Annotated in this window: 15 protein-coding genes and 1 pseudogene; 6 read left to right on the forward strand and 10 right to left on the reverse strand. The window is 52.3% G+C overall.

The features are described 5' to 3' along the window. Positions 1-2: 2 nt before the first annotated feature. The 5 genes from O59_RS01990 to O59_RS02010 all read right to left on the reverse strand — a co-directional run bounded on the left by O59_RS01990 (position 3) and on the right by O59_RS02010 (position 4,505). Positions 3-1,277, reverse strand: a complete 1,275-nt coding sequence (locus O59_RS01990; RefSeq protein WP_007638998.1) for a hypothetical protein — start codon at positions 1,275-1,277, stop codon at positions 3-5. Between the two features lie 50 nt (positions 1,278-1,327). Then, positions 1,328-1,783, reverse strand: a complete 456-nt coding sequence (locus O59_RS01995; RefSeq protein WP_007639004.1) for a potassium channel family protein — start codon at positions 1,781-1,783, stop codon at positions 1,328-1,330. Between the two features lie 31 nt (positions 1,784-1,814). Then, on the reverse strand, positions 1,815-3,035 hold the full coding sequence (gene arsJ, locus O59_RS02000; RefSeq protein ID WP_007639005.1) for an organoarsenical effux MFS transporter ArsJ: 1,221 nt from the start codon (positions 3,033-3,035) through the stop codon (positions 1,815-1,817). A gap of 78 nt (positions 3,036-3,113) precedes the next feature. After that, positions 3,114-4,121 carry an ArsJ-associated glyceraldehyde-3-phosphate dehydrogenase gene (locus tag O59_RS02005; protein ID WP_007639006.1) on the reverse strand — a complete coding sequence of 336 codons (1,008 nt, stop codon included), beginning with the start codon at positions 4,119-4,121 and terminating at the stop codon, positions 3,114-3,116. 39 nt (positions 4,122-4,160) lie between these two features. After that, positions 4,161-4,505 carry a metalloregulator ArsR/SmtB family transcription factor gene (locus tag O59_RS02010; protein WP_007639007.1) on the reverse strand — a complete coding sequence of 115 codons (345 nt, stop codon included), beginning with the start codon at positions 4,503-4,505 and terminating at the stop codon, positions 4,161-4,163. A gap of 100 nt (positions 4,506-4,605) precedes the next feature. Between O59_RS02010 and O59_RS02015 the strand changes: the two genes are divergently transcribed. Then, complete coding sequence (locus O59_RS02015) at positions 4,606-5,691, forward strand: ArsO family NAD(P)H-dependent flavin-containing monooxygenase (protein ID WP_007639008.1); 1,086 nt, start codon at positions 4,606-4,608, stop codon at positions 5,689-5,691. A 24-nt stretch (positions 5,692-5,715) separates the two neighbouring features. Here O59_RS02015 and modC read toward each other — a convergent pair whose 3' ends face one another. The 3 genes from modC to modA are packed head-to-tail and all read right to left on the reverse strand — an operon-like array spanning position 5,716 to position 8,240. Next, positions 5,716-6,789, reverse strand: coding sequence for a molybdenum ABC transporter ATP-binding protein (gene modC / locus O59_RS02020; protein WP_007639010.1), 1,074 nt, complete (start codon positions 6,787-6,789; stop codon positions 5,716-5,718). Position 6,790: 1 nt separating this feature from the next. Continuing rightward, a complete protein-coding gene (gene modB / locus O59_RS02025; RefSeq protein ID WP_007639011.1) occupies positions 6,791-7,471 on the reverse strand; it encodes a molybdate ABC transporter permease subunit in 681 nt (226 codons plus the stop codon). Further along, on the reverse strand, positions 7,461-8,240 hold the full coding sequence (modA, locus tag O59_RS02030) for a molybdate ABC transporter substrate-binding protein (protein ID WP_040391038.1): 780 nt from the start codon (positions 8,238-8,240) through the stop codon (positions 7,461-7,463). Before modA ends, modB begins: the two co-directional genes overlap by 11 nt. Before the next feature lie 125 nt (positions 8,241-8,365). On the opposite strand from modA, the pseudogene O59_RS02035 reads away from it, so the two are divergent. The 5 genes and pseudogenes from O59_RS02035 to O59_RS02055 all read left to right on the forward strand — a co-directional run bounded on the left by O59_RS02035 (position 8,366) and on the right by O59_RS02055 (position 13,075). Further along, positions 8,366-8,693: pseudogene (locus O59_RS02035) on the forward strand (YnfA family protein). 40 nt (positions 8,694-8,733) lie between these two features. After that, the gene (locus O59_RS02040) at positions 8,734-10,065 is read left to right on the forward strand and encodes a hypothetical protein (RefSeq protein WP_007639014.1); all 1,332 of its coding nucleotides are present in this window, start codon (positions 8,734-8,736) and stop codon (positions 10,063-10,065) included. Between the two features lie 45 nt (positions 10,066-10,110). Further along, complete coding sequence (locus O59_RS02045; RefSeq protein ID WP_007639016.1) at positions 10,111-11,277, forward strand: AraC family transcriptional regulator; 1,167 nt, start codon at positions 10,111-10,113, stop codon at positions 11,275-11,277. A gap of 75 nt (positions 11,278-11,352) precedes the next feature. Next, positions 11,353-12,309, forward strand: a complete 957-nt coding sequence (lpxL, locus tag O59_RS02050; RefSeq protein WP_157152435.1) for an LpxL/LpxP family Kdo(2)-lipid IV(A) lauroyl/palmitoleoyl acyltransferase — start codon at positions 11,353-11,355, stop codon at positions 12,307-12,309. A 70-nt stretch (positions 12,310-12,379) separates the two neighbouring features. Continuing rightward, entirely contained in the window at positions 12,380-13,075 is a 696-nt protein-coding gene (locus tag O59_RS02055; protein ID WP_007639020.1) for an SDR family oxidoreductase, read from the forward strand. On the opposite strand, the gene O59_RS02060 is transcribed toward O59_RS02055, so the two are convergent. Next, positions 13,031-14,134, reverse strand: coding sequence for a family 16 glycosylhydrolase (locus tag O59_RS02060; RefSeq protein ID WP_007639021.1), 1,104 nt, complete (start codon positions 14,132-14,134; stop codon positions 13,031-13,033). The genes O59_RS02055 and O59_RS02060 overlap by 45 nt on opposite strands. Positions 14,135-14,206: 72 nt before the next feature. Beyond that, positions 14,207-15,403, reverse strand: coding sequence for a carbohydrate-binding protein (locus tag O59_RS02065; protein WP_007639022.1), 1,197 nt, complete (start codon positions 15,401-15,403; stop codon positions 14,207-14,209). Positions 15,404-15,558: the final 155 nt, after the last annotated feature.

The raw sequence follows: 15,558 nt of genomic DNA on the forward strand, positions 1-15,558 counted from the left end.
CTTTATCCCGCTACAAACACCGGTGCAAAACCGCCGCCTTGGGTGCGGAAATTGGTGGTTTGACCCTGATATAAACGCGCGGCGAGCAATTGGATTTTTCCTTCATACACATAGGCGCGAATATCCATTTTTAATGCGGTTTTTTCTTCGTCCACCAGAATGCCACGCTCGCTGGGCGGCACCTGCAATTGCGCAACATAATCGCCCTGCAAAATTTCCTCCCATACGCGTTTGGTAATTTTGTCGCCTCGATAAGCCGCTTTGCTGCCATACCCGGTCGCTGGTTTAAAAAACAAGTGTTTGCGTTCCTGCCACAAGTGTTCAGCATTATCGGCGCTGACTAATTGGGTGCGGGGAATTCCCGCGAGCAGGGTTTTTATATCCTCAGGGTCTGCACCGAATTCGTTGAGTATTGTTTCATCGCTGAGCAAGACTAAATTGCGTTTGTCAGCATAGAGCGCGTGGTGATGGGGATTGGGGGTAAGCACTGTGGCATTGTGCTCATAGGCGTTGCGCAAAACCAGGTTGCTTGGCTGTGCGAGTAAAAAATCGGTAAGGCGGTTGTAAACCAGATCAATCACTTGTTGTTGATAAAACAATTCGCCATCAACCCATGTTAATTGTTGCGGGTCGACAATCAGGGTTTTAATGCCTGCGCGTTCAAACACCGCTTGCGCTAACAAAAATTCCGGATACAAAAATTGTGCACTGGGGTTTTCATCCACCAGCGCGATAGAGCGCAATGCTTGATCGCCGCGCGCTAATTGCCACTCGCGTTTAAACATGGCCACAAATTCCGCTTCCACTTGCGGTTGTAAAAGTTGCGGGTATTTTCCCGCCGCATTGCAGCAGGCGGTTTGTGCACTGAGTAATACCGCATTTAAAAAACCACCACCAGCGTTGGTATTGATTTCAATAATCTGCGGCCCGGTCTCATTCAAATGGAAATCAAAACCCATAAATACACCAGAGACAGGTGTGGGCTTTTGTGCGATAGCAGGTGCATGGCTTAATACCGCTTGTTGATACGCACGCAAGGCAGTCACGCGCATAATTGTCTGCACTAGCAATTGCAGCTGCTGCCATTGCGCGGGGGAGATAAACACGGCGGTGTGGGAAAATAATTGTTGGTGATGTTGCAGCACTTCAGTCGGCAATGCTTGCGCTTGCAAGCTCGCCAGCAGCTCATCGCGCTTCAGGGTTTTACAATAACAAGCGCGATTTAATAACTCGGCGGCGGATTCACAATTGGTGCTGCAGGTTTTTTTATCGCTCATGATTTATCTCACTGATTAATCCGCACCAGAAATAGAAAACGCTTTTTAAACTACTTCACTTTCCAATGTTTTTGCATTTCCAAATACATAAATGAAGCGGTCCAGGCAATCAGCAACAAACCGGTGAGCGCTTCAACCCCTGCCAAAAAACGCAGCCATCCCGTGGGCGCCAAATCGCCAAAACCCAGCGAGGTGTAACAGGTCAGTGAAAAATACAGGCTATCGATAAACCCGGTGCTGGGTGTACCAAACAGACCGTGGCCTTGAATATCGCCACCCAGCAAACTGCCGAGTGTTTCCTGCTGGATAAAAAAATAAAATCCACCCGCAAAAATTGTTATCTCCAATAAGTGCGCGCCAAAACAACCCAAAATACCGAGCAGAATACTCAGGCGCGGCGACGCTTTTATTTTGGGAATTGCATTGGTTAATAAATTGAGTGCTTCAAAATGAATAAGCACACAAATCACCACTAATAGCAGTATCAATAGAATCGAGAGCAACATAGCTAACCTTTTTTGTACCGCCCCTAGGCAGTTAGTGGTGATGGTGGTTTTTGGGTAAAAATACCGAGATGCAGCTCACCAGCAATAAAAAAGCAGCAGAGACCCACAGACAAGCGGTTAATCCTGCGGCTTGATAAACCCAACCCGAGAGCAGGGTTCCCAGCAAGCGCCCGAGCGCATTGGCCATGTAGTAAAAACCGACATCGAGCGAAACGCCATCGTCTTTAGCGTAGCTGACAATTAAATAGGAGTGCAGCGATGAGTTAATCGCAAACACAATGCCAAACAGAATCAAACCGCTGATTAACACTGTCGCAACAGGCATATTCATCAGCTCGGCATTGGTCAGTGCCAATGCCAAAAGTGCAGTGACCAATGCCAGTAAAATCGCCCAGAGCAATGCAGCACCGCCACCGGGTGCAGCGCCAGTTTTCGTGCGCAACACCATTGGCGCGATGGATTGCACTATGCCGTAGCCTATCACCCAGCTGGCAAGAAAACCGCCGGTCTGCCAAAAATCCCATTGCAATTGACTACTTAAAAAAACCGGCAGGGCAACCACAAACCAAACATCCCGTGCGCCAAATAAAAACAACCGCGCGGCGGATAAAATATTGATCGCGCGACTTTTGGAAAAAAGCTCATTAAATTTCGGTTTGTTTTTCGCTTTGCCTAGATCCTGTTGCAGCAAAATGACACTCATTAACCAAACCAATGCCAGCACAGCTGCCATTAAACTGACCGCTGTGTTAAAACCCACCGCGGCCAAGAGTGCGCCACCCAGAAAAAAACCTACACCTTTCAGGGCGTTTTTAGATCCGGTAAGCAGTGCGATCCATTTAAATAACGCACCCTGCTGATCGCCCGGCACCAATTGTTTGATCGCACTTTTAGCGCTCATTTTATTGAGATCTTTCGCAATGCCCGACAGCGCCTGCGCGCCCATCACCAAGGGCACCGTTAGCCACTGACTGGGCACCGCGAGTAACGCCAGCGCCATCACCTGCAACGCCAAACCAATATTCATTGTGCGATTCAAACCAATACGCGCGCCTAAATAACCACCCACTAAATTAGTGACTACACCAAAAATTTCATAAAACAAAAACAGCGCCGCAATTTGCAGCGGGCTGTAACCGAGTTGATGAAAGTGCAACACCACCAACATGCGCAGCGCGCCATCGGTAAGCGTAAACGCCCAGTAATTGCCGGTGACAAGCGCGTATTGTTTTATGGCCGATGATTGATTCATGCTAGCTCACAAGGTGCTCTGTAGGTTGGTGCTGAGCGCAGCGATGCCCAACACGCGATCTCATTGCAAACGATAAAGTTAATTTTCCAAACCAACCAATTTTGCCAACTCCGCCGTGCGATTGGCATAACCCCACTCGTTGTCATACCAGGCATAAATTTTCACCAGTGTGTCATTCACCACCATCGTGGAGAGCGCATCCACAATCGATGACAGCGGGTTGCCACAAAAATCGCTGGATACCAGCGGGCGTGTTTCATAACCCAAAATATCTTTTAAATAGGTTTCACTCGCCGTTTTTAACAGTGCGTTCACTTCATCAACTGAAGTATTGCGCTCCACTTCAAATACACAGTCAGTCAGCGATCCGGTAGCGAGTGGCACCCGCACCGCATGACCATTTAATTTACCGCGCAGCTCCGGAAATATTTCCGCAATGGCAGTCGCGGAACCGGTACTGGTGGGAATTAAATTGGAATGGGATGCACGCGCGCGGCGCAGATCTTTATGCGGCTGATCCAAAATGGATTGGGTATTGGTTAGATCGTGAATGGTGGTGATGGCGCCGTGTTTAATCCCGAGTTGTTCATGAATCACTTTTACCACCGGTGCCAAACAGTTAGTGGTGCAAGACGCAGCGGTGACTATGCGATGTGTAGCGGGATCAAACAAATCATGATTCACCCCCATCACTATATTTAATACACCCGGCTCTTTGACCGGTGCACTCACCACTACACGTTTTACACCTTGATCCAAATAAGCTTGCAGTAACTTTACTTCACGCATTTTGCCGCTGGCTTCAATAACCAGATCGCAACCGCGCCAATCGGTTTCGGCGATGGTTTTATTGCGCGTAAATTTGATGGGTTTGCCATCAATATAAATGGCATTCTCATCCGCACCCGTTTCTGGCGTCCATTGGCCTTGCACCGAATCGAATTTTAATAAATGCGCAAAAGTAGCGGCATCGCCTGCCGGATCATTAATTTGTACAAATTCAAACTCCGGCCAATGCCAACTCGCGCGCAATGCCAAACGACCAATGCGACCGAAACCATTGATGCCGATTTTGATTTTTTTCATGTTCTTTCTCGCAAAAATATTTATTTTGATGATGATTGTTTAACAGCAGCGGTTCGGCCGATCTTCCATTGCACACAACCGCTGATGATTTTTCTGCAGCCACTCCTGATTAGCAGCGAGCATGGTGCTTAAAATTGTTGCTACCCAATCTGGCAATTCCGGGTGCAAACGGTAATACACCCACTGACCTTGGCGACGATCCGCCAATAAACCGGATTCACGCAACAGTGCCAAATGGCGGGAAATTTTGGGTTGGATTTCATCGAGCGCGCAGGTGAGTTCGCAGACACACAGCTCTTTTTCGCGTGCGACCAGCAACGCAATGCGCGCGCGGGTTGGATCAGCGAGGGTTTTACACAGGGAATCGGGAGTAAATTCAGACATAGATCAAACTAGCCGTATATATGGTTGTACGAATATATGGTTGTGCATATATATTGGCAAGCAGAATATTTACTGAATCAACTTTTATCGGAGCGGCAGCATGGATACACCGGTCATGGATTCAACCGACACAGATTCAACGGACATAGTCATCATCGGCGGCGGGCAGGCGGCTTTGTCGGTCGCTTATTATCTGCGCCGCAGCAAGTATTCCTTTGTGATGCTGGATGCCGAGCAAACGCCCGGTGGGGCTTGGCTTCATGGCTGGGACAGCCTGCGACTGTTTTCGCCATCGACCTGGAGTTCACTCTCGGGTTGGCAAATGCCGCCCACTGGCGAGACTTACCCCAGCCGCGATCAGGTGGTGGATTACCTGCGCCACTATGAAAGTCGTTATGAATTTCCGGTGCAGCGCCCGGTGTGGGTATCCGCCGTTAATAACCTTGGCGACCGGCTGGAGGTGGTGAGCGAGCGCCAGCAGTGGCGCGCCCGGGTTGTTATCAGCGCGACCGGTACCTGGCGCAATCCGTTTATTCCCGCTTACCCCGGCGCTGATCTGTTTCAGGGAGCGCAACTTCACTCGGCACACTACCAATCGCCCGCGCCTTTTGCGGGGCAGAAAGTGCTGGTGGTGGGCGGAGGGAATTCGGGCGCGCAAATTCTCGCCGAGGTATCGCGCGTCGCTGACTGTACCTGGGTCACAACCAGCGAGCCGATTTTTTTGCCCGATGATGTGGACGGGCGGGTGCTCTTCCAGCGCGCCACTGATCGCTGGAAGGCAGCTCAGGAAGGGCGGGAAATAGAGCAGCCAGTGGGTGGTTTGGGCGATGTGGTAATGGTGCCGCCGGTGAAAGAGGCGCGGGAGCGGGGTGCATTACACGCGGTTCGACCGTTTACCCGCTTTACCGCCAATGGTGTCGTCTGGGCCGATGGCACTGGGTCCGCCGTTGATGCGGTGATCTGGTGTACGGGATTCCGCCCGGCGCTCGCGCACTTGCAATCACTGGGCGTGATTAATCCCGATGGAAAAGTAGACCTTGCAGGCACTCGCTCATTGCAGGAACCGCGCCTGTGGCTGTTAGGCTATGGCGAGTGGACAGGTTTGGCCTCCGCCACCTTGATTGGTGTCGGGCGCAGTGCCCGCGCTACAGCCGAGGAGATAATCCAGTATTTGGACAGCGCTTGAGTGACGACAATGAGTGAGCAGCACTCACTGCAACAGCGCGACCGATTTTATCTGCACCCAAAAGGTTTTACCCGGGTCGACATCGAGTGTCGCTATGGCGCGTTTGGTCAGGCGGGCGAGCAAGATGGTGTCGCCGATACGCACGCGCACCAGTGCCAAACCGGGGTGTTCATCCTCGCCTATGGCATCGATCTGGCCGGGCATTTGGTTTTGGATACTGCTGGCAGTTTGCTGTGCCGCCAAGCTGACGTCGCGCGCGAGTACCCGTACCCGCACTGAGGTGCCTGGCGCTAGACCCTGATCTTTTGCCCAGAGGCTGCCACCGGCAAAATCCACCCGCGCCAGGTGCCATTCGTTATCCACAGCGCCGATAGTCGCCTCGATAATCACCCCCGCGTCTTCACCTAATTGGATCGGCAAATCGAGCCGTGAAAGGGTTTCGCCCAAATTACCGCTGGCGATGGCGCGACCGTTTTCCATCACCACCAAATGATCCGCCAGCCGCGTCAGCTCTTCGGGCGAATGGGTGACGTAGAGCACCGGCATGTCCAACTCGCGGTGCAGGCGCTCAAGGTAGGGGAAAATTTCGCGTTTGCGCTGCAGGTCGAGCGCGGCGAGGGGTTCATCCATCAGCAGCAAACGGGGGCTGACCGCCAGGGCGCGGGCGATGGCGACCCGCTGGCGTTCGCCGCCGGAAAGTAAATCCGGGTTGCGGGTTAACAGGTGGCCGATACCCAGTAGTTCGATGGCCTGGTCCAGACTGGTGTGACTGGAACGGCGACTGCGCCGCAAGCCATAGTGAAGGTTGTCTTGCACCGAGAGATGACTAAAAAGGCTCGCCTCCTGAAACACATAACCCAGCGGGCGCTTGTGGGTCGGCAGCCATTGTTGGTCGCTTTGCCAGATGTCGCCATCCACCACCAACCGGCCCTGCGGCGCGCGCTCCAGCCCGGCGATACAGCGCAACAATGTGGTTTTACCGGAGCCGGATACGCCAAACAATGCGGTAACGCCGCGCCCGGGCAATTCCAGATCCACATCCAGCGCAAAGCCCGGCCATGCGAGTTGAAAGCGCGCTTGAATGTCCAGGTCACTCATCTCACACGCCTCTTACAGGGCGGAAACGGCGACCCGCATAAATCGCCAGCAATACCACAAAGGAAAACACCAGCAGCACCAGCGCCAGCCGGTGCGCTTGGCTGTAATTTAGCGCTTCCACGTAGTCGTAAATCTGCACTGAGGCCACGCGCGTCACGCCGGGAATATTGCCGCCAATCATCAGCACTACCCCAAATTCGCCAACGGTATGGGCAAAGGTGAGGATGGAGGCAGTGATAAAACCCGGTTTCGCCAAGGGCACAGCGACAGTAAAAAAGGCATCGAACGGCGATGCACGTAAAGTCGCCGCCACTTCCAGCGGGCGCTCGCCAATTGCCTCAAACGCGGTTTGCAGCGGCTGCACCATAAATGGCAGGGAATAAAACACCGAGGCCAACACCAGCCCCCAAAAGGTAAAGGCCAGGGGCGCGATATTGAGCGCTTCGGTCAACTGCCCCACCGGCCCGCTGGGGCCCATCGCCAACAGCAAATAAAAGCCCAATACCGAGGGCGGTAATACCAGCGGCAAGGCGACAATCGCGCCGATTGGCCCCTTCCACCAACATTTGGTGCGCGCCAACCACCAGGCGATGGGCGTGCCGATTAACAGCAGGATAAACGTGACTATGGCGGCGAGCCGCACCGTGAGCCACAGGGCTTGCAGGTCGCCGTCAGTGAGCATCTACTTCTCCAGCTGGCGCGTTCGGCAATACAAACCCATAGCGGGTCATCACGTCGCGCGCGGGTTTGCTTTCCATGTAATCCGCAAACTGTTGCGCCAGCTCATTCTTTTCTGCGCGTTTGGTGATGATAAAACCCTGCTCCAACGGCGCGTGTAGTTCGTCGGGAATCAGCCAGTAACCGCCCTTGCGCGCCAGCTCCGGGTTGAGCGCCAGCGCGAGGGCGATAATGCCTACCTGCGCGTTACCGCTTTGCACAAATTGCGCGGTGTGGGCGATGTTTTCGCCGTACACCAGTTTGGGTTCCACCTTGTCCCACAAGCCGCTCTGCTTCAGGGCTTCCACCGCACGCATGCCGTAGGGCGCGACCTTGGGGTTGGCGATGGCGATGCGTTTAATGGCGGGATCGGTCAGGCTGGCGAGATTCATTTGGCTGGCATCTTGGGTAGCACTCCAGAGCACAATACGGCCAAAGGCATGAGGCTTGACCTCGGACGCCGCAAAACCGGCTTTTGCCAGGCGCCGCGGGAATTCGATGTCGGCGGAGAAATACACATCAAAGGGTGCACCTTGTTGGATCTGAGTATAAAACTTACCAGAGGAGCCATAAATCACTTCAACCTCATCCTTGGGATGAGTTTGTTTGAACTCGACCAGGAGTTCATCCAGCGCAAATTTCAAATCAGCGGCGGCGGCGATGGTGACTTTTTCGGCTTGGGCAAGCGGTGCCCAGGCCAGCAGCAACACTAACAACAATCGCACTCGGGACATAAACGGCGTTCCATAGAAAGGTGAATGAAGTGAGTTTATTAGCCTGCATGGACGCACAGCAACTTATTAAATGCGCCCAACTGCTTTAACATCCCACCCCCGGCTTGCCAACAAGGCGCTTCTCCATGCTCAAAACCTCGCTGTTATTTGTCGCCACTGCGCTCGCGGAAATTATCGGCTGCTTTTTGCCTTACCTGTGGCTGCGCAAAGGCGGTTCGATTTTATTGTTAATTCCCGCCGCCGCGAGCCTCGCACTGTTTGTGTGGTTGCTCAGCTTGCACCCCGCTGCCAGTGGCCGGGTCTATGCCGCTTATGGCGGTGTTTATGTGGCAACCGCGCTGCTGTGGCTGCGTTATGTGGATGGAGTAAAACTCTCGGTTTACGATTGGGCGGGGGGCCAGTGTCGCCTTGGTGGGCATGGCGATTATTGTGTGGGGCTGGCGCGGGCAGTAATGGCAAGTTTGTAGTTCATGACTATTAATATGGGACAATCATGCTAGGAAAATCGCTAAACATATTAGCCAAATTTTTAGTGGTTATTTTTTCACTGCTAATCGTCTATGTCGTCGCTGTAGTGATAATTAACTTACGCGATAAACCACCTTCTGCAACGGTGGTGGAGTTTGAACAGGCATGGAACAATCGCGCGGCGGTTGCTGACAACGGCTATTTGTTTTTATTGGGGTTTGATGTCGCTGAAACTGAAGACCCTAAAGCAATTGGACTTGAACGGGTTGAATGGTCACAGCAGGTTATCTCGTCTTCATCGGAGGAGAACTTGGAGTTCCCTCAAGCGAGTTACCTTGTTCAGGAAAATTTACCCGCGGAGTTTGCTGAACTGGTTAATCTGTGCAGCGAGGTTACGCAGGATTGCATTAATGCCATTGAAAAAAATAAAACACTTATTGATGAATGGCAGAACAATCAACCCTGGGTTAATGATCGCTACCGGCAATTAATTGCGCATAGTGGTTGGCTGGAATTATCTGCATTGGATATTCGTTTGCCATTGCCAAAATATGCCGAGGTGATGAAGGCACAGCGCATCATTTTTATTAGCGCATTTGCCAACATCACCCCAAATGATAATGGGTATTTAAGCAAGTTATTGGATCGCGACCTGCGGTTTTGGCGCGGTGTTTTAAAAGATAGCGATACCCTGATTGGAAAAATGATTGCTTCGGTAGCAATTAAAAATAATTTTTTATGGACTAATTATTTTTTACTTCACGATGGAAAAATGCCCCTAGACGCCAGCATGCACCAACCCTTTACTGACGATGAGCTGTCCATGTATCGCTGCTTGATAGGTGAATGGAAATATGGACATACAGTTTATCAAGCTCAATTTGACCAACGGCTAACCAAAGTTTCCGAGAAGTTGGTGATTAACCTAACGCATAAAAAGCAGGATACGGTAAATCAGTTAGCAGCCAGGGTAAAATCGGCATTGGACAATTTGGATGTCCCTGTTAATGAATTTGAAGTAGCTTTCACCGAGTACACCCAACAATTACGACAAGAATCTGTGCCAAAAAATAAAGTACATTATTTATTCAACCCCTATAACCCGGTTGGCCAAATTCTGGTGGGTATCGCTTCGCCTGACTATGGAAACTATGCTGCTCGCAGTAAAAATTTGGAAGCATTTCGGCGCGGGTTATTATTTAGTGTTGAACAAATGAACAACAGCTCACCAACTGCAACCCGCTTGCTCAGTCCATACCCCAGTAAGCCGTTTGCGATTGACCAGCAGCAGCGATCAGTTACTGTTAACGGTTTGGGTAATAATAGTGCCCACAGACAGCAGGTTTATTTTTATTGATCCTGCTGTTTCAGTATCACCACATTAAGAAGCATTAAAGAGCTTATGAAAACACCGATTTTTAATATTCACGATTTAATCCTCGTACTCACCCTGGCGGTGTGTGTGCTGCTGGTGATTTTCCAGTGGCTGCTGTCCAAACAAAAAGCGGTGGCGTCGCAGTTGTTGTCGGGGTTTTTTGTGTGCGTGGGTGCCAGTGCGCTGTGCAATATGGTGTTGTGGAATGACTATATTCACTCGCACAGTGAGCTGGCCAAAATAACGCTGGCGCTCGGGTTGGTGACAACCTTGGTGGGTAAAAGTGTGTTTTTGTATTTGTATGTGGTGGCAATTACGCGGGCGAATTTTTCACTGCGCGCAAAAGATGCACTGCATTTATTGAATTTAGTGGCGGTAGTGGGCTTGGTATTGTGGGGCGAGTTGGATAGCGACCGTTTGCGTTTTTTGCCTAATGCACACAATGAATTTTCTGCCCAGCTTGCCAATTATTTATGGCATTACCTGAAGTTTTTACCGGTCGCTTATGCCTTTGCCGCCGTGCTGGAAATTTATCGCTACAAACAACAACTGAAAGAATTTTATTCGAGTCTGAGTTTGCAGGGGCCTTATTGGTTGTTGTTGCTCACTTTGGGTTTTGCGCTCAATTGGTTGTGGTCACTCATCGTGCATCTACTCGGGCAGAGCGTGAGTTTTGCGATCGCCGATAGTTTTGGCATCTTCGATAATTACATTACCTTTTTGTTGGTGAACGCACTTTTTGTATATAGCTTGCTCTACGCCCACGAGTTGCTGCTGACACGGGAATCGCCCGGCACCAAAGAGCCACAAGTGATTGCGGCACCCTCGCCGGAGGCGATTGCGCGTATTCGCACCACCATGGAAACACAAGAACTTTATTTAACCCAGAATTTAACCATTGAAGATTTTGCGCGGCAGGTGGGCATTCACTACCGCGAGGTATCGAGCATTATCAATAGTGAATTCAACACCAATTTTTTTGAATTTGTGAATGGTTATCGGGTAGAGCGCGCTAAACAAATGCTGCTTGATCCAGCGTTTGCTCATTTGAATATTCTGGATATTTTGCTCGAGTCGGGTTTTAACAGTAAGTCGTCTTTCCATCGCTTTTTTAAACGCTATACCGGAGTCTCTGCGGCGGAATTTCGCAAGCAGGGAGGAGTGCCCCAAGCTCCGGCAGAGGGCGCCGAATAATCACCTGCAGGGGACGCTGCAGGTTGAGGTTGTTATAATCGGCCGCCGCACCCCATCGCAAGAGAGAAATACCACTTGGACAAGTCACAGTTGCCCCCCTTGAACCGCCGTTTTTTGCTGCCACGCTTCTGGCCAACCTGGTTGGTGTTGGGCTTTTTCTGGCTAATTGCCCAGTTGCCGGTTCAGGCGAACCAGTTTATTGGCCGTGGCTTGGGGCTATTGTTTTACTACCTGGCCAAGTCGCGCCGACGCTATGCGGAAATCAATATTGCACTTTGTTTTCCAGAGCTGGATGCAGCAGCACAAGCCAAAATGGTGCGCGGTACGTTGGTGGCTACCGGGCTGAGTATTACCGAGACCGCGATTGGGCTCTGGGGCCAGGCGGACAAAATGCGCAATCGTTATGAGATTAGCGGGTTGGAGCACATTGCCGAGGCACAGGCGCAAGGCAAGGGCGTGCTGTTGTGCGGCAGTCACTTGACCACCATTGATATCAGCGGCCGCATTATGGCCTACCACATAGATGCCGATGTGCTCTATCGCGCCGACCCTAACCCCTTGATGGCCTACGCCATAGCCAAGGCGCGCTCGCGGGTAAATGGCTCGGCCATCAATCGCGATGACACCCGCCAGTTAATCAAGAGCCTGCGTCAAGGGCGGATTGTTTGGTATGCGCCGGATCAGGACTATGGCCGCAACCACAGTGTATTTGTGCCATTTTTCGGGGTACCGGCCGCGACAGTGGTGGCGACATCGCGTATTGCCAAACTTTCCGGGTGCGCGGTGATTCCATTTTTTTGTTTCCGTGAACCCGGTGGTCGCTATCGGTTGGAAATTCAGCCAGCATTGGAAAATTATCCCAGTGGCGACGATATTGCGGACGCCACACGTATCAACCTAATTTTGGAACAGGCAATTCGTCAGGCGCCGGAGCAGTACCTGTGGGTACATCGCCGCTTCAAAACCCGCCCCGAGGGCGAAGCCAGTTTTTATCCACCCAAGAAAAAGCGCGGCTCGCGCCCTAAACTCTAAGGCGGCGGGCGCAGTCAAGCCCGCTACAATCGAGCCGGTTACCATCAAACCAACGTTAAGGAATTAGACGATGAACATCAAAGATGCAGTTGTATTAATCACCGGAGCCAATCGCGGTATTGGATTGGAATTTGCCCGCGCCGCCCTGGCGCGCGGTGCCCGCAAGGTGTACGCCACCGCCCGCGACCCGCACTCTATCCCACTCGACGGGGTCATCAAACTCAAGCTGGATGTCACGAGCGACGATGATGTCGCGCGCATCGCCGCACAATGCCCCGATGTCACCCTGTTGATCAACAATGCCGGTGTCGCCCGTTTTGGCAGCTTTCTCGCCAATAACAGCGAGGCCAGTTGCGCCGAGCACTTTGACACCAATTTTTACGGCCCCCTGCGCCTGTGCAAAGCCTTTGCGCCGCTGCTCGCCGGTCATGGCGGCGGGGCGATTATCAATGTGTTGTCGCTGGTGAGTTGGTACGCGCCGGTGGAGTTTTCACCTTATTCGGCGAGTAAATCGGCCGCCTGGGCGCTGACCAACAGCTTGCGCCTGGAATTGCGCGGGCAGAATACCCAGGTGATGGCGCTGCATATGGGTTATGTGGATACCGACATGACGGCCAAAATTGATGCGCCCAAAACCCCCGCGGCGCTGATAGTGCAGCGCACCTTCGAGGGTTTGGAGGCGGGTGAAGAGGAAGTATTAGCGGATGAAATGACGCTGAACTTAAAGCGCAATATGAATGCGCCGCGCCCGGCCTATCTGGATTAATAACCGCAGCAGCAACAACCCGGCGAGCATGGCCAACCACAGGCCATGCATCGCACCGCCGCCTCCACTACCAGAATTACTGCCCGTCGCCGCGTTGGAACTGGCGGCAGCCGAACTGATTGCGGCAACCGATGACGATGACAGCGCCGTTGAACTGGCAGCTTCGCTGCTCTGTACGGCACTCGTTTCCGAACTGCTGCTTTGCGCCACACTGCTCTGGGCAAGACTGCTGCTTGCAACGGAACTACTGCTGGCAGGTGCACTGGAGCTGCTGACCACATGGTTATCCGCTGGCGGTGTACCGCTGAAACCCAGCGCCGCGTCGGTGGTCATCGCCAGCACCAGAATGCCGTCTTTCACCACCACATTTTCCGGTGCAAAATCCACCCGGTTGGTATCAAAACTCCAGTTCGCCTTGCCCCAGCGGCTGCTATCAAAGCTGTTAAAGTCGTCGCGCCAACCGCCTTCAAAGGTTTTGGTGGTGGCGTTGTAGGCTTGGTAATCGATGTAATTAATAAATTGGTATACCGGCAGAATGCTGGGGTCCCAGGGGCCAACCCACTCCGCCGATTCCGACGACCAGAGGTTAAAACGCAGGCTTTGCGCATTGGTCAGGCTGGTCACGGTGCTGGTGCCAGTAATGCGGCGCACTTCCACCCCGTCCAGAAACCAGGCGACATAATCCGGCGTCCACTCCAGCACATAGGTGTGATAGGCATCGCCCAGCGATTGCGTCAGGCTGTGCACCTGCTCAACATGAAGCGTGGGGCGCGAGCTGCCCAGAATAATATTGCTCTGCCACTCGGTGGCGTTGTTTTTGCCAAAGACCTCAATGTCGATTTCCTCCCAAAAGGTATTACCCACTTCCGAGCCATTTTTGTAGGTAAAGAAGGTGGATAAAATCCCGCTCCCCTTCGCCACCTGCATACGTATTTCAAAACGGCCATACAAAACGCTGTCATTGGAGTAGATTTCCGCACCTTTGTACGCTTTGGCGCTGGCAAGGTTCGCCATCATCACCACACTGGCGACCAGCAATACCCGGAAGAAACGACGCATAACACAATCCTCATCAAGACAAAAAAGGGGTTGGCAACCAGCAGCGGCACGCCAACCCCGAGGGGAGAAAACCTAGATTTTAGTAAGCTTGAGCCAATCGATATTAAACCCACCGCTGTTGGCGTAAATCGCCAAACTCTGTACCCCGGCGGTCAGGTAAATATTGTGGGAGATGGTTTGATAAGTACCCCAACCGCCGGTATTGGGCACGCTAATGGTGCCTAAGCCTACGCCGTTGCGATCCAGCGTGAACTGCGCGGTGGTGAGCGCCGAGGCGACACGGTATTCAACCTTGTAAGTCCCGGTTTGCGGGATATTCACATTGTTGTATTTGAACCATTCACCGGCATCGATATAACCCACGGTGCCGCCCGATACAGTCACACTGCCGCCGACTTCGTTAAAGTTTTCCGCCTGAATAGTGATAGAGGTAGCGGGGGCGCTGCTACTGCTGCCACTTCCACCGCCAGTGCCGCCATCGGCCGGCGGTGTACCGGTATAACCGGTCTGGCCTTCGCGGGTCAGGGCCAATACCAAAATGCCGTTTTTAACGACGACGTTATTGGGGTCAAAATCCGCCAGGTTTTCGCCAAAAGTCCAGTTGGCTTTGTTCCAGCGGTTGGTATCGAAACTGTTGAAGTCGTCGCGCCAACCTGTGCCAAAACTGTTGGTAGAGGCATTCCAGGGTTTGTATTCGATGTAATTCACAAACTGGTACACCGGCAAAATACTGTCGTTCCAGGGGCCGACCCACTCGGCAATATTGGCCGCCCAAAGGTTAAAACGCAGGTCTTGCGGGCTGGTCAGGCTGGTCACAAACTGGCCGCCGTTGATGCGGCGCACTTGGGTGCCGTTGACAAACCAGGCGATGTAACTGGGGGTCCACTCCAGCACATAGGTGTTGTAACCATCGCCCAGCGAATAGGGCATGGTGTGTACCCCTTCGGTTTTGGTGGTGGGGCGATTGGTGCCAATAATCACATTGCTCTGCCACTGGGTAGCGTTGTTTTTGCCGAAGATCTCGATATCGATCTCTTCCCAAAAAGTGCCCGGCTGCTCGGAACCGTTTTTGTAGGTGAAAAAAGTAGACAATACCCCGCTGCCTTTGGCGACGCGCATGCGCATCTCATAGCGGCCGTATTTGTAGGTTTGCTTGGAGTAGATTTCCGCCGCCTTGTAAGGCTTGGCAGTGGCGGCGCTGGTAATGCTAACGCCGATCAGGGTGGCGAGCGCAAAGAGCACGCCGGTATAGCGATTGATATTGAACATAGCGAGTACCTTTATCGTTAATTATTAGAGGCATAATGAGTAACGCTGAGGGTGAGTAACCGACGTGGCAGTAAACTTTCACCCGACCTACCACAGCCTCATCTTTGCTAAAAAAAGGCACTCCCGTGCATCAGTTTGCGCAGAAAACCTGAAGT

The organism is Cellvibrio sp. BR (assembly GCF_000263355.1).
Lineage (GTDB): Bacteria > Pseudomonadota > Gammaproteobacteria > Pseudomonadales > Cellvibrionaceae > Cellvibrio.